This window comes from Stenotrophomonas sp. 05L44_2, from assembly GCF_056665995.1.
The window spans coordinates 1-14,320 of sequence record NZ_JBFTNR010000010.1 but is presented as its reverse complement, the minus strand read 5'-3'; the positions used below and the strand labels follow the sequence as shown (position 1 = coordinate 14,320).

11 protein-coding genes are annotated in these 14,320 nt (G+C 66.8%); 5 read left to right on the top strand and 6 right to left on the bottom strand.

Going from position 1 to position 14,320, the window contains the following annotated elements; all coding sequences use genetic code 11:
* Both AC1VAN_RS00700 and AC1VAN_RS00695 read right to left on the bottom strand, forming a co-directional pair.
* On the bottom strand, positions 1 to 332 hold a 332-nt coding region (locus AC1VAN_RS00700; RefSeq protein WP_480985083.1), incomplete at its 3' end, for a LysR family transcriptional regulator.
* 188 nt (positions 333 to 520) lie between these two features.
* A complete protein-coding gene (locus AC1VAN_RS00695) occupies positions 521 to 1,489 on the bottom strand; it encodes a LysR family transcriptional regulator (protein ID WP_480985082.1) in 969 nt (322 codons plus the stop codon).
* Between the two features lie 109 nt (positions 1,490 to 1,598).
* Here AC1VAN_RS00695 and aceB point away from each other — a divergent pair, with 109 nt between their 5' ends.
* The 4 genes from aceB (at position 1,599) to AC1VAN_RS00675 (ending at position 8,510) form a co-directional block, all read left to right on the top strand.
* Positions 1,599 to 3,221 (top strand): malate synthase A, encoded by a 1,623-nt coding sequence (gene aceB, locus AC1VAN_RS00690; RefSeq protein WP_480985081.1) that lies wholly within the window; start codon positions 1,599 to 1,601, stop codon positions 3,219 to 3,221.
* 69 nt (positions 3,222 to 3,290) lie between these two features.
* Entirely contained in the window at positions 3,291 to 4,592 is a 1,302-nt protein-coding gene (aceA, locus tag AC1VAN_RS00685; RefSeq protein ID WP_480985080.1) for an isocitrate lyase, read from the top strand.
* A 366-nt stretch (positions 4,593 to 4,958) separates the two neighbouring features.
* On the top strand, positions 4,959 to 5,999 hold the full coding sequence (locus tag AC1VAN_RS00680; RefSeq protein WP_478045996.1) for a GGDEF domain-containing protein: 1,041 nt from the start codon (positions 4,959 to 4,961) through the stop codon (positions 5,997 to 5,999).
* A 15-nt stretch (positions 6,000 to 6,014) separates the two neighbouring features.
* Complete coding sequence (locus AC1VAN_RS00675) at positions 6,015 to 8,510, top strand: putative peptide modification system cyclase (protein ID WP_195762980.1); 2,496 nt, start codon at positions 6,015 to 6,017, stop codon at positions 8,508 to 8,510.
* Between the two features lie 7 nt (positions 8,511 to 8,517).
* Here AC1VAN_RS00675 and AC1VAN_RS00670 read toward each other — a convergent pair whose 3' ends face one another.
* Positions 8,518 to 8,814: an NHLP-related RiPP peptide gene (locus AC1VAN_RS00670; RefSeq protein ID WP_025875803.1), complete on the bottom strand. Its 297-nt coding sequence runs from the start codon at positions 8,812 to 8,814 to the stop codon at positions 8,518 to 8,520.
* Between the two features lie 147 nt (positions 8,815 to 8,961).
* Here AC1VAN_RS00670 and AC1VAN_RS00665 point away from each other — a divergent pair, with 147 nt between their 5' ends.
* On the top strand, positions 8,962 to 10,137 hold the full coding sequence (locus tag AC1VAN_RS00665; RefSeq protein WP_032978135.1) for a putative peptide maturation dehydrogenase: 1,176 nt from the start codon (positions 8,962 to 8,964) through the stop codon (positions 10,135 to 10,137).
* Between the two features lie 45 nt (positions 10,138 to 10,182).
* Here the strand turns inward: AC1VAN_RS00665 and AC1VAN_RS00660 are convergent, their stop codons facing one another.
* The 3 genes from AC1VAN_RS00660 to AC1VAN_RS00650 all read right to left on the bottom strand — a co-directional run.
* Positions 10,183 to 12,165 (bottom strand): acetyl/propionyl/methylcrotonyl-CoA carboxylase subunit alpha, encoded by a 1,983-nt coding sequence (locus AC1VAN_RS00660; RefSeq protein WP_480985079.1) that lies wholly within the window; start codon positions 12,163 to 12,165, stop codon positions 10,183 to 10,185.
* Positions 12,166 to 12,191: 26 nt separating this feature from the next.
* Positions 12,192 to 13,802 (bottom strand): carboxyl transferase domain-containing protein, encoded by a 1,611-nt coding sequence (locus AC1VAN_RS00655; protein ID WP_480985078.1) that lies wholly within the window; start codon positions 13,800 to 13,802, stop codon positions 12,192 to 12,194.
* Positions 13,803 to 13,810: 8 nt separating this feature from the next.
* Positions 13,811 to 14,320: acyl-CoA dehydrogenase family protein (locus AC1VAN_RS00650; RefSeq protein WP_480985077.1), on the bottom strand; the 510-nt coding region annotated here is incomplete at its 5' end.

Below are 14,320 nucleotides of genomic sequence, written 5' to 3'. Positions count from 1 at the left end.
CGCGGAATCTGCGGTGACAACGGCGTGGCCCGGGTCAGGCCGATACGCAGCTCACCCTGCTCGCCACGCTGCGCGCGCTGCACTTCATCCACCGCCGATTCCACCTGCTGCACGATGCTGCGCGCACGTTCCTGCAGCAGTTCCCCTGCAGCGGTCAGCTGCACACGCCGATGGCTGCGCACGAACAGGCGCGCACCGATCAGTTCCTCCAGCTGCCGGATCTGCTGGCTGAGCGGCGGCTGCGACATCCCCAACCGCTCGGCCGCCTGGCCGAAGTGCAGGGTATCGGCAACGGCAAGGAAGTAGCGCAGGTGGCGAAGTTCGATGGACATGGATGCAGTCTATCCAGCCCGACGCCGGGAATCGTCATCCACGCATGGCGTGGATCAACCGTGTCGACCAAGGTCGACACCCACCAAGAGCAGGCCACACCGCCCCGCCATCCCGCGGAATCCCCGCTGTTGCCGTTGCCGTTGCCGTAGATTCGGCAGGTGCAGGGCGCAGCCCTGCCGACAGCCCCTCACCGCTCCGAATGCCCGCTCTGGTCGTAATCGCGCGGGCTRAACAACTCTGGCTGGATCAGCTCGATGAACGCCCGCGCCTGCGCCGACAGCGCCTTGCCGCGCCGCACGATCACCCCGTAACTGCGCTCCGGGAACCAGCGCTTCATCGACCGTGCGGCCAACCGTTCGCGGTCAGCATCGTTCAGGCACAGCGCCGGCACGATGGAAATGCCCATGCCCATCGCCACGTACTGCTTGATCACCTCCCAGCCGCCCACTTCCAGCGCAACGGTGTAGGCGATGCGGTGACGCTGGAACACCTGGTCCACCAGCCGGTAGGTGATCTGCCGTTTCGGCGGCAGCACCAGCGGATAACGGGCGATGTCGGCCAGTTCCAGCTCGCCACCGCTGGCCAGCGGATGGTCATGCGGGGCGATCAGCACCTGTTCGAAACGGTAGGCCGGCGCATAGCTGAGGTCGGCCGGCACATYGGTCATCGAGCCGATCGCCAGGTCGGCGGCATCCTCGCGCAGCAGGTCGGTGCCGTCGGCGCTGATGGCGTTGTGCAGGGTCAGGCGTACGTCGGGGTAATGCTGGCGGAAGCGTTCGACGATCTTCGGCAGCAGGTACAGGATGGTCGAGCTGTTGGCAGCGATGTTCAGTTCGCCCGCGTCCAGCCCGCGCACCTTGTCGCGGAAGCGTGCTTCCAGACCGTCCAGGCTCTCCACCAGCGGCTGCGCCATTTCATACAGCAGCTGGCCCTCGCGACTGGGCACCAAGCGCCGGCCGCTGCGCTCGAACAGCGGTACCCCCAGCTCACGCTCCAGCGCTTGCAACTGCAGGCTGATGGCCGGTTGGCTGACGAAAAGTGCCTCAGCCGCCCGTGAGACTGAGCCCAGGCGCACCGTCTGGCAGAACGCGCGCAGCGGCTTCAGCCGATCGGATTTGTAGGAAAAACGAGGACTTGGCGGGCTACGTGTGGTCATGGCGTCACAAGTATTAGCACAAGTTATGTAAAGCATTGCAAAAACTGTTTTGCCAAATACAGGGCTGCGGCCGCACGGTGGAGTCGTTCCCCCACGCTGGAGTTCTGCCATGTCCGCCGTCGCTTCCGCTGTTCCCTCCACCGCCGCCAAGGCCACGCCGGGCATTGCCTTGGCGACCCAGGTGGCGGGCCAGGCCACCGTGCTGCCGGCGCCGTTGCTGGCCCTGCTGGTGTCCCTGCACCGGGCAGTGGAACCCGGCCGGCAGGCGCGGCTGCAGGCCCGTCGCGAGCGCCAGGCGTTCTTCGACCAAGGCGGCCTGCCGGACTTCCGCCAGGACACCACCGCGATCCGCAGCGGTGACTGGACCGTGGCGCCGCTGCCGGCCGCGCTGCAGGACCGYCGCGTCGAGATCACCGGYCCGRYCGAYCCGAAGATGGTCATCAACGCGCTGAACTCYGGCGCSAAGGTGTTCATGGCCGACTTCGAGGATTCGACCTCGCCGACCTGGCGCAACCTGCTGGCCGGTCAGCAGTCGCTGGCCGCTGCGGTTCGCGGCGACCTGCAGTACACCGCACCCAATGGCAAGCACTACGCACTGCGCCCCTACGATGAGCAGGCGGTGCTGATCGTGCGTCCGCGCGGCTGGCACCTGGACGAAAAGCATGTGCGCGTGGATGGCCAGTTCCTCGCCGGCGGCCTGTTCGATGCGGCGGTCTTTGCCTTCCACAATGCGCGCGCGCTGCAGTCCAGGGACCGCGGTCCGTACTTCTACCTGCCGAAGCTGCAGAGCATGGAAGAGGCAGCGCTGTGGGAGACCGCGCTGTCGCACATCGAAGGCATGCTCGGCCTGCCGCACGGGCAGATCAAGGTGACCGTGCTGATCGAAACGCTGCCGGCTGTGTTCGAGATGGATGAGATCCTGCACGCCCTGCGCGATCGCATCGTCGGCCTCAACTGCGGGCGCTGGGATTACATCTTCTCGTACCTGAAGACCTTCCGCCGCCACGCTGACCGCGTGCTGCCCGAGCGTGGCCAGGTGACCATGACCCAGCCGTTCCTGAAGGCGTATTCGGAACTGCTGATCCAGACCTGCCATCGCCGCGGCGCACATGCGATGGGCGGCATGGCTGCGCAGATTCCGATCAACAACGATGCCGCCGCCAACGAGCAGGCGATGGCGCGGGTACGTGCCGACAAGCTGCGCGAAGTGAGCGCTGGCCACGATGGCACGTGGGTCGCCCATCCGGCGCTGATTCCGGTGGCGATGGCGATCTTCGACGAGCACATGCCCACGCCCAACCAGCACCACGTGCTGCGCCAGGATGTGCGCGTGGGTCGCGATGAACTGATCGCGCGGCCGCCGGGCACGATCACCCGCGCTGGCTTCGAAGGCAATGTCGAAGTCTGCGTGCGCTACCTGGCCGCATGGCTGGATGGCAACGGCTGCGTGCCGATCCACCACCTGATGGAGGACGCGGCCACCGCCGAGATCAGTCGCAGCCAGCTGTGGCAGTGGCTGCATACCCCGGGCCAGCARCTGGACGACGGCACTGCCATCGATCTGGCGCTGCTCGATACCACCCTGGCGCAGCTGCCGGCGCGCCTCGGCGACACCTCGGCGCTGCCCGGTGGCGGCCGCATCGAAGAAGCCATCACCCTGCTGGCCGAGTTGAGCCGCAGCAACGAACTGACCGACTTCCTGACCCTGCCGGCGTACGCGCGCATCGACTGACCGCTGCATGCCGGTTTTCCCGCCGCTTCCTTCCCCGCTGCATCCGCACGAACCGAACTGGAGATAGACATGAGCACGCTGCCCACTGCCGAACAGATCCAGCACGACTGGGACACCAATCCGCGCTGGGAAGGCATCCAGCGCAACTACAGCGCCGCCGACGTGGTGCGCCTGCGTGGCACCGTCCATATCGAGCATTCGCTGGCCCGGCTGGGCGCGGAAAAGCTGTGGAAGTCGCTGCATGAGCGCGACTTCGTCAACGCGCTCGGCGCGCTGACCGGCAACCAGGCCATGCAGCAGGTGAAGGCCGGGCTGAAGGCGATCTACCTGTCCGGCTGGCAGGTGGCGGCCGATGCCAACCTGGCCGGGCAGATGTACCCGGACCAGTCGTTGTACCCGGCCGATTCGGTGCCGGCGGTGGTCAAGCGCATCAACAACACGCTGCTGCGTGCCGACCAGCTGCACCATGCCGAAGGCAAGGATGACATCGACTTCCTGCAGCCGATCGTGGCCGAYGCCGAAGCCGGTTTCGGCGGCGTGCTSAACGCCTTCGARCTGATGAAGGCGATGATCGAMGCCGGYGCCGCCGGCGTGCACTTCGAAGACCAGCTGGCCTCGGTGAAGAAGTGCGGGCACATGGGTGGCAAGGTGCTGGTGCCGACCCGCGAGGCGATCGAGAAGCTCAACGCCGCGCGGCTGGCCGCCGACGTGCTGGGCGTGCCGACCCTGCTGGTGGCGYGTACCGACGCCGAGGCGGCTGATCTGCTGACCAGCGACATCGATGGCAACGACAAGCCGTTCGCCACCGGCGAGCGCACCGTGGAGGGCTTCTACAAGACCCGCAASGGCCTGGACCAGGCSATCAGCCGCGGCCTSGCCTAYGCRCCGTAYGCSGACCTGGTGTGGTGCGAGACCGGCAAGCCGGACCTSGARTTCGCGCGSARGTTCGCCGAGGCGATCCATGCGAAGTTCCCGGGCAAGCTGCTGGCCTACAACTGCTCGCCCAGCTTCAACTGGAAGAAGAACCTGGACGACGSCACCATYGCCARGTTCCAGMRSGAGCTGGGCRSCWWSGGCTACAAGTTCCAGTTCATCACSCTGGCCGGYTTCCAYGCGCTGAACTACGGCATGTTCRAWCTGGCCCACGGCTATGCGCGCCGGCAGATGAGCGCCTTCGTGGAGCTGCAGGAAGCCGAGTTCGAAGCGGCCGAGCGCGGCTTCACCGCGGTCAAGCACCAGCGCGAAGTCGGCACCGGCTACTTCGATGCGGTGACCCAGGCGATCCAGCAGGGGCAGTCCTCGACCACCGCGCTGACCGGCTCGACCGAGGAAGAGCAGTTCCATGGCGAGCGCAGCGAACGGGCTGCGTGATCTGGTCGTGCCGGCCGCTGGCCGGCAACCCTTTGTGTTCCCGCAGTCCTTGATGCTGTCGGCCAGCGGCCGGCGCGACCAGGGCTCGGACTGATCAGGGTGGCCAGGGAAGGGCCAGACGACGCCGGCAGATCGGGGGATCTGCCGGCGTTGTTGTATCTGCGGCTGCTGCGACAATGGGCGTCGCGGTCACCGTAAGCTATTGATATGGCTTTCTTTCTTCCTGCGCCCAACGCGTGTGAATGGGCACGGTTGAGTCATGCAGGGCGGGGCACCGCGTCTTCACAAAAATGAGAAGCGGCGCACAGTTTGATTCACTGATATGCTCCGCGGCTCACCAGGGGACGCTGGCGGCGGGTGCAGGGAATGACCGGCAGGGGTGCGGCCGAGAACATCGACACGACAACCGGTATCGCCAAGGTGGCGATGGCCGAGATCGTGCATGCGCTGCTTTCCGACGAAGAGGTCGCCCTGTTTGCCCGGTTTGCCCAGCCCTGCCGGCTGCAGGCGGGCCAGTGGCTGTTCCACCGCGGCCATCGCGGCGAGTGCATGTACATCATCCTGGAAGGCCTGATCGAGCTGGATTTCGGCGAGGACCTGGTGCTCAAGACACTCGGCCGGCATGAGTTCTTCGGTGAGCTCGGCCTGTTGATGGGCGACCATCCGCGCAGCGCCAGCGCGCGGGTGATGGCCGACTGCCACGTGCTGGAGCTGGGACCGGCTGATTTCCATCGCCTGGTCGAGTCCGACCCGGGGCTGGTGGCCTACTTCCTGCGGCGCACGATCCTGCGTGTGCTGACCAACGAGCAGGCCCTGATCAGCCAGCTGCGGCGGCGCAACCATGACCTGGAAGCCGCGCTGGACAACCTGTACATCACCACCCACCAGCTGACCCACACGCGTGAGCTGGTGCGCACCGACGAGCTGACCGGCCTGCACAACCGCCGTGGCCTGGCCCTGTTCCTGCAGGAATGCCGCACGCAGGAAGAGGGGCCGCCGCAGGCGCTGCTGCTGATCGACTGTGACCGCTTCAAGCAGATCAACGACCGCYACGGCCACCAGGCCGGCGACCGGGTGCTGCAGAGCATGGGCAACATCCTGCGCTCGATGGCCGGCGAACATGACCTGGCCTGCCGCTTGGGCGGCGACGAGTTCTGCCTGATCCTGCGCCGGGCCAATGTCGAGATCGTGCAGCACGCGGCTGAATTCATCCTCAGCGCGGTGCACGGCCTGCTCGAGCGCAGCCATGGCACCCCGCACGTCAGCCTGGCCAGCATCGGTGCCAGCCTGCTGGCCCCTGACGCGGACTGGAGCGAGTGGTACGCTCGCGCCGATCGTGCGCTGTACCAAGCCAAGCGCGCAGGCGGCAACTGCCTGCGGTGGACCGATGGTCCGGATGGACACTGAGCGGAGATCCTGGCGATGAATGGCGACAACGGAACGTCGGCCCCGCATAACGCCCAGCTGCGGGCGCTGCTGTTCACCGACCTGTGTGATTCGCTGCAACTGGTGGAGCGTATCGGCGACGCTGCCGCAGCCACCCTGTTCCAGGAGCACGACCGTCTGGTGCTGGTATTGCAGCATCGCTGGAATGGGCAGTTGATCGACCGTTCCGACGGTCTGTTCCTGCTGTTCGAACGCCCGGTGGATGCGCTCGGGTTTGCACTGGATTACCAGCGCGACCTGCAGGCACTGGGCGAGCAACGCAGGGTCGAGCTGCGCGCACGAGCGGGCCTGCATGTGGGTGATGTGCTGACCTGGGAAAACAGTCCCGAAGCGGTCAAGGTCGGCGCCAAGTCGATGGAAGTCGAAGGCCTGGCCAAGCCGATGGCCGCGCGCCTGATGACCCTGGCGCGCCCAGGCCAGATCCTGATGTCGGCAGTTGCCGAGTCACTGACCCGACGCGCCACGGATGCCTTGGGCGAGCGTGGCCAACGCTTGCTATGGAAGTCGCACGGGCGTTGGCGGTTCAAAGGCATGCCGACCGTCCAGGAAGTGATTGAAGTTGGCGAGATCGGCTTTGCTCCGCTGCGCCCGCCGCGCGCCAACGCCAAGGCACGGCGTGATCTGCCATTGTGGCGGCAGCCGGTGGTATTGCTGGCGGAAAGCCTGATCCTGGCATCTGTGGTGGTGGGGGGCTGGTTCCTGCTGCGCCCGGAGCCGGCCATCGCATTCTCAGAGCGCGATTGGGTGGTGCTGGCCGACCTTGAAAATTTCACCGGTGAGCCGGTGTTCGATGAATCGACACGCCATGCGATCCTGATCGCACTGGAACAGTCGCGCTACGTGAATGTGCTGTCCGAAGGCAAGATCCGCGAAAGCCTGGAAATGGCGCGCTTGTCCGGCGATACCCGCTTGAATCGCGGTGCAGCGATCGATGTGGCCATGCGCGAAGGCGCTCGAGCGGTCCTGCTGCCGACCGTACGTCCCAAGGCAGGGGGCTATCAGCTGGGAATCGACGTGGTGGCCCCCGGCAGCGGGCAGGTGGTGCGCAGCTTCACCGTCGCCGCCGACGGCCCCGACCAGATGATGTTCGCGGTGGACGATGTCGTCGGTCGTCTGCGCCGTGGCCTGGGCGAATCGGTGGCCAGCCTGGAGCAGTCCTTGCCGCTGCCGAAAGCCTCTACCCGTGACCTGCGTGCTCTGCGCGCCTATGCCCTGGCCGAGAATGCCCTGGGCCAGCGCCGCTTCGAGGAAGCACGCAATCTCTACCAGGCTGCGATCGACATCGATCCCGGTTTCGCGCTGGCCTACATGGGCGTGGCCAAGCTGCTGGCGCGCACCGAAGAAGGGCGGCAGGCCCGCGAGGCGATGCAGCATGCGCTCGCCCAGCAGGAACGCCTGCCACCGCGCGAGCGCCTGTACCTGAAGGCCTGGCAGGAAGAACTGGAACCGGGCGGCTGGGCCCTGGAGCAATGGCGGACGCTGGCCAAGGTCTATCCCGATTCCTTCGCCGGGCTGTCCAATACGTCCTGGCTTCTGTTGCAGGACAATCGTTTCAGCGAAGCCGAATCCTACGCACATGCGGCGTCCGTACCGCAGGATCCGCTGCGGCTGTATCCGATGGTGCAGTTGGCACGCATCCAGATCGCCCACAACCAACCGCAGCTGGCCGCCGAAACGCTGATGCAGGCACAAGGGCTGCGCGGCCGCGATGATCCCGATGACACTGGCGTCGATGTATTTGTGGCGCAGCGCCGTTACGTACAGGCCGGCCAGCTGCTTGTGAAGCTGCGCACCGGAGATGCGCTGGCGCAGCGGATGCGGCTGCGTGCACAGCTGCTGCTGGCTGCCGACCAAGGTGATTGCGCGTCGATGCAGGCGGCCGTGCGCGCGGACGCACCGGCACCTGAGCTTGCGGACATGCAGGTACAGCAGCGATTGCAGCACGCCAGCGTGACCACGTTGTGCGCGGCGGGCGACAAAGCCGAACTGCAGGCCATCGCAGCGCAGCTGCAGCCGCTGCTGGAAGATCGCGACGATCCCATGCAGCAGGCCCGCAGCCTGCAGTGGCTGGCCCTTGTCTATCTGGCTCAGCGGCAGGGACAGACCGATGTTGCCGAAGCCTGGCTGCATGCCAACGAGGCGCTGCTGCGCGCCCAGCGCAGCCCGATGGTCGGTAAATGGATGCGCGTGGTTGCGGCGATGGGCGAACTGCAGAGGCAACGGCCGGACGCTGCGCGGGCCCTGATCGAGCCGATGCTAGATGGCAGCGAGCCGGTGCAGGCGCACGTGGTACTGCTGCATGCGCTACGTGCGCAGAGCGATGAAACAGGCGTGCGCCGCGAGCAGGAATGGCTGGCCCGCCACCGTGGCCAGGCCATTGCCGAAGTCTCGGCGATGCAGGTCTGGCAGCCGCTGAACGTGCACGATGTATCGAGCTGGGCCGCGCCGGTGAAGGCGGGCGGCGCGCCCTGAGCCGGTATCAGCCGCCGATGCAATCGTCGACTTTGCCCGCTTCGAAGCAGAACACCACATTCATCGCGGTCAGCGAGCTGGCGAGGTGTTTCTGCAGGCCGTCGCGAACGCGGCGAAGCTCCTCCACCGGGGCGAGCGAGTCGATCTTCATGCAGTCCTTCTCACCCAAGGCAGCATCCAGACCGATGCTGGAGAGGGCCTTGGCCGGCGATTCGGCGAAGCGTTCGCGGAAGGCTGTATCGTTGATGAGGTTGTCCAGCAGTACGCCGGCATCTTCAGCGGAAAGGCGAGGGTCGGTAGCCATGTCGATCATCCAGAGTAGAACTTACGGTATCGGCCACCAACGCTCGGCATTTAGGGCGATGTGTGCATTGCACAGAAGCGCCTCCACAGTACCGCGGCCGTTGCGGGCAACCCGCATACTACGGTTTCCACTGGTGGATGATGAAAGATGCAGATCCGACGTTGCGCTATCGTGATGTTCGAACCCCGCAGCGAGGTCTCGCTGGACCTCTCCCTGCTGCTGCAGGGCCAGGCGGGACTGGTAACGCGCATGCATTGGCAGGCCCTTGCCGCCCATCTGGACGCACCCGTGGAGGTGAGCATCGAGGAAATCGATGTGCTGGGCCGCATCGAGCCGGATCGCTGGGTGGAGCCTGCACAGGTCGGCCTCGAAGGCGCCGCGCTGGCACGCCTGCTGGAGATCGGTCTGGTGATCAGCCAGGAGCCAGGTGAGGCTTCGCATCGTGACCGCGACCAGCGCGTGCGCGACGCCAACTGGTGGCCGCTGTCGGCGTTGCAGCACCGGATGGGACGCTGGGGCGGCATCAACAGCGCGCGTGAGATGCGCGAGCACAAGCTGGTCACGGCGCAGGATCTGCATGCCAGGTTCGGTGCACCGCCCGCCGCAGTGGATGCGCCCGGTACCGACCCCTTGATGTTGCCCTATACACCTGACGATGCGCGCGACGAGCTGCTGCGAAAGCGTGCAACCTGCCGAAACTTCGACGCGCAGCGCACGTTGGCGCTGCCGCTGTTGGCGCAGGTACTCAAGCGTACCGTGCAGGCACACGCCGCATTGCGGCCGGGGGATGGCATGGAGTTCCTGAAGAAGCACATTCCTTCCGGCGGCGGTCTGCATCCGTTGGAAACCTATGTGGTCGCCCTGGCTGTCGATGGTCTTGCGCCGGGCGTCTATCACTACCACCCGATGGAACACGCGTTGCGACCGGTCGCCGTTGCCACCGACGACCTGCGCACCTTGATGCTGGGTTTTGTTTCCGGGCAGGACTGGTTCGCCGACGCCCCGCTGCACCTCATCCAGGTGGCACGCTTCCCACGCAGCTTCTGGAAATACCGCCACCATCCAAAGGCCTACCGGGCGGTGCTGCTTGATGCGGGGCACCTGTCGCAACAATGGATGCTGTCAGCCACCGAGCTTGGACTGGCCGCTTATGTGACCGCGGCGATCAACGAGATCGACGTGGAGAAGGCGCTGGGGCTGGATGGCATCGATGCCAGCCCGGTGATGATATGCGGCCTGGGGTGGCGCGCGGACGCCCAGATCACCAGTGAATTCGACCCGCTGCAGCAGGTCTGGCGCGGGAATCCGGCTCCGCAACCTTGACCTCGTGGCAGCAGGTAGGCCGGGCAGCGCCCGGCCCACCCTCCATCACGCTGCTTCGAAATCCACCAGCACCGCGCCGTCGCCCACCTGGTCGCCGGCCTTGGCCCGATAGCCCTTCACCGTGCCATCGGCCGGTGCCTGCAGGGTGTGCTCCATCTTCATCGCTTCCAGCACCACCAGCGGCGTGCCGCGCTTGACCTGCGTGCCCGCCGCCACCAGCGTTGCGACGATCCTGCCGGGCATCGGTGCCAGCAGGCTGCCGGCATCGGCGCTGGCCTGCTCGGATTCGCCCACCGGGTCGTGCAGGGTGAAGCGGTGCTGGCCATCGCTGGCGAACAGGTACAGCTGATCGCCGTCGCGCTGCAGCTGCAGCCGCCAACGACGCTCGTCCATCTGCACCGACAGGGTCTGGCCATCGGCATGGCCGACCACCTGTTTCGGCGCGGCGTCACCGCACTGCACGCGCCAGCCATCGGCAGTGGTCCACACCTTCAGCGTGCGTGCCCGCTCTGCCTGCTGCAGCGGCACCGAGCGCGCGGCAGGCACGCCCAGCCGCCAGCCATCCTGTGCCTGCCACGGTGAATGCGGGTCGCGTGCATCGGCGGCAGCGGCAGGTGTGCTTGCTACGGCGGCGATCGCTGCCAGTTCCCACAGCGCCTGCTCACCGTCACCGGTGACCGCCAGTGCGGCCTGCTCGCGCTCGATCAGCGCGGTATCCAGCTTGGCGTTGGCGAACGAATCGGTCTGCACCAGGCGCCGCAGGAAACCGGCATTGGTGGTCACGCCCACCACCTGGCAGTCGGCCAGGGCCTGGCGCATGCGCCGCAGCGCGGCGTCGCGGTCCACGTCCCAGACGATCAGCTTGGCGATCATCGGGTCGTAGTACGGGGTGATGCTGTCGCCTTCTTCCACACCGGTGTCCACCCGCACGTTGGCCGACGGGGTCGGCAGGCGCAGGCGGCGCAGGGTGCCGGTGGAGGGCAGGAAGCCGCGGTCGGCATCTTCGGCATACAGGCGCGCTTCGAGAGCGTGGCCGTGGATGGCCAGTTCGTCCTGGCGCTTGGGCAGCGGCTGGCCAGCAGCCACGCGCAGCTGCCACTCCACCAGGTCGGTACCGGTGATGAACTCGGTGACCGGGTGTTCGACCTGGAGGCGGGTGTTCATTTCCATGAAGTAGAAATCGCCGTCCGGGYCGGCGATGAACTCCACCGTGCCGGCACCGACGTAGCCCACTGCGCGCGCGGCATCGACGGCGGCCTTGCCCATCGCGGCGCGGCGGTCGGCGCTCATGCCCGGGGCCGGCGCTTCTTCCAGCACCTTCTGGTGRCGGCGCTGCASCGAGCAGTCGCGCTCGAACAGATACACCGCCTCGCCATGGCCACCGCCGAATACCTGGATTTCGATATGGCGCGGGCGCTCGACATACTTCTCGACCAGCACGTGGTCGTTGCCGAACGCCGAGGCCGCCTCGCGCTGGCAGCTGGCCAGCGCATCGACGAAGTCCTCGCTGCGCTCGACCTTGCGCATGCCCTTGCCGCCGCCGCCGGCGCTGGCCTTGATCAGCACCGGATAGCCGATGCCGTCGGCCTGGGCGCGCAGGAACTCCGGCGCCTGCTGGTCGCCGTGGTAGCCCGGCGTCAACGGCACGCCGGCCTTGGCCATCAGTGCCTTGGCAGCACTCTTGTCGCCCATCGCGCGGATCGCACTGGCCGGCGGACCGATGAAGGCGATGCCGGCCGCCACGCAGGCGTCGGCGAAGTCGGCGTTCTCGGACAGGAAGCCGTAGCCGGGATGGATGGCCTGCGCGCCGCTGCGGCGTGCGGCGTCGAGGATGGCATCGCTGCGCAGGTAGCTCTCGCGCGCGGCCGCCGGGCCGATGTGGATGGCTTCGTCGGCCAGCCGCACGTGGCGCGCATTGCGGTCGGCATCGGAATACACCGCCACGGTGGCGATGCCGAGGCGGCGGCAGGTGGCGATGACGCGGCAGGCGATCTCGCCGCGGTTGGCGATCAGGACTTTGCTGAACATGGCAACAGACTCGGTCATGGCACAGGTCACATGCGGAACACGCCGAAGCGCGTCTGCTGCGGGGGAGCGTTGAGGCTGGCCGACAGGGCCAGGGCCAGTACCCGGCGGGTATCGACCGGATCGATCACGCCGTCGTCCCACAGGCGCGCACTGGCGTAGTACGGGTGGCCCTGCTGCTCGAACTGGTCGCGGATCGGTGCCTTGAACGCATCCTCTTCCTCGCCCGGCCACTGCCCGCCCTTGGCTTCGATGCCATCACGCTTGACCGTGGCCAGCACGCTGGCGGCCTGTTCGCCGCCCATCACGCCGATGCGTGCGTTCGGCCACATCCACAGGAAATTGGGCGAGTACGCACGGCCGCACATGCCGTAGTTGCCGGCACCGAACGAACCACCGATCACCACGGTGAACTTGGGTACCTTGGCGCAGGCCACCGCCATCACCAGCTTGGCCCCGTCCTTGGCGATGCCACCCTGTTCGTATTTGCGGCCGACCATGAAGCCGGTGATGTTCTGCAGGAACACCAGCGGAATGTTGCGCTGGGTGCACAGYTCGATGAAGTGCGCGCCCTTCAGCGCGGACTCGGAGAACAGGATGCCGTTGTTGGCGATGATGCCGATCGGATAGCCGTGCAGATGGGCGAAGCCGGTGACCAGCGTKGCGCCATAGCGCGGCTTGAACTCGTCAAAGCGCGAGCCGTCGACCAGTCGCGCGATCACTTCGCGCACGTCGTAGGGCTTGCGCGTATCAGCCGGGATCACCCCGTACAGTTCGTGCGCCGGCAGCAGCGGTTCTTCCACCGGCTGCAGCGCCATCGCCGCTTCGGGCTTGCGCCAGTTGAGCTGGGCGATGATCGCGCGCACCCGTGCCAACGCCTGCAGGTCGTTGTCGGCCATGTGGTCGGCCACRCCGGAAATGCGCGTGTGCACGTCGGCACCGCCCAGTTCTTCGGCCGTCACCACTTCACCGGTSGCMGCCTTCACCAGCGGCGGGCCGCCSAGGAAGATGGTGCCCTGCTCGCGCACGATCACCGTCTCGTCGCTCATCGCCGGCACGTAGGCGCCACCGGCGGTGCAGCTGCCCATCACGCAGGCGATCTGCGGGATGCCCTGCGCGGAGAGATTGGCCTGGTTGTAGAAGATGCGGCCGAAATGGTCGCGGTCCGGGAACACCTCGTCCTGCAKCGGCAGGAAGGCGCCACCGGAATCGACCAGGTAGATGCACGGCAGGYGGTTCTGCTCGGCGATCTCCTGSGCGCGCAGGTGYTTCTTCACYGTCAYCGGGWARTAGGYGCCGCCCTTSACCGTGGCRTCGTTGGCCACGATCACGCACTCCACGCCGCTCACCCGGCCAATGCCTGCGACCACGCCGGCGGCGGGCACGGCATCGTCATACATGCCGTGCGCGGCCAGCGGTGCGATCTCCAGGAACGCGCTGCCCGGGTCGAGCAGCGCATCGATGCGGTCACGCACCAGCAGCTTGCCGCGTGCGGTGTGCTTGGCGCGCGCCGCCTCGCTTCCACCCAGGGCGGTGCGGGCGAGGGTGGCGTGCAGGTCGTCGACTACGGCCTGCATCGCCGCGCGGTTGCTTTCAAACGTTTCGCTGCCCGGTTGCAGCTGGCTGCCTAGGATGCTCATGGGGTGCCTTACAGGGTGCGCTGGAACAGTTCGCGGCCGATCAGCATGCGGCGGATCTCCGAGGTGCCGGCGCCGATTTCATACAGCTTGGCGTCGCGCCACARGCGSCCSRTCGGGTAKTCRTTGATGTAGCCGTTGCCGCCSAGGATCTGGATCGCCTGGCCGGTCAGCCACGTGGCCTTCTCGGCGGCGTACAGGATCGCGCCGGCCGCATCCTGGCGGGTGGTACGGCCCTGGTCGCAGGCGCGCGCCACGGCATACACATAGGCGCGGCAGGCACCCAGGCCTACGTACATGTCGGCGATCTTGGCCTGGATCAGCTGGAAGCTGCCGATCGGCTCACCGAACTGGTGGCGTTCGTGCACGTACGGCATCACCACGTCCATGGCTGCAGCCATCAGGCCCAGCGGGCCGCCGGACAGCACCACGCGCTCATAGTCCAGGCCGGACATCAGCACGCGCACGCCGCCGCCGACCGCGCCCAGCACGTTTTCTTCGGGAATCTCGCAGTCCTGGAA

What these genes read in the sequence shown, in the direction of transcription:
- AC1VAN_RS00675 (WP_195762980.1), top strand. Translation starts at nt 6,015, where the DNA reads ATGAATGGCGACAACGGAACGTCGGCCCCGCATAACGCCCAGCTGCGG.
- AC1VAN_RS00670 (WP_025875803.1), bottom strand. Translation starts at nt 8,814, where the DNA reads ATGGCTACCGACCCTCGCCTTTCCGCTGAAGATGCCGGCGTACTGCTG.
- AC1VAN_RS00665 (WP_032978135.1), top strand. Translation starts at nt 8,962, where the DNA reads ATGCAGATCCGACGTTGCGCTATCGTGATGTTCGAACCCCGCAGCGAG.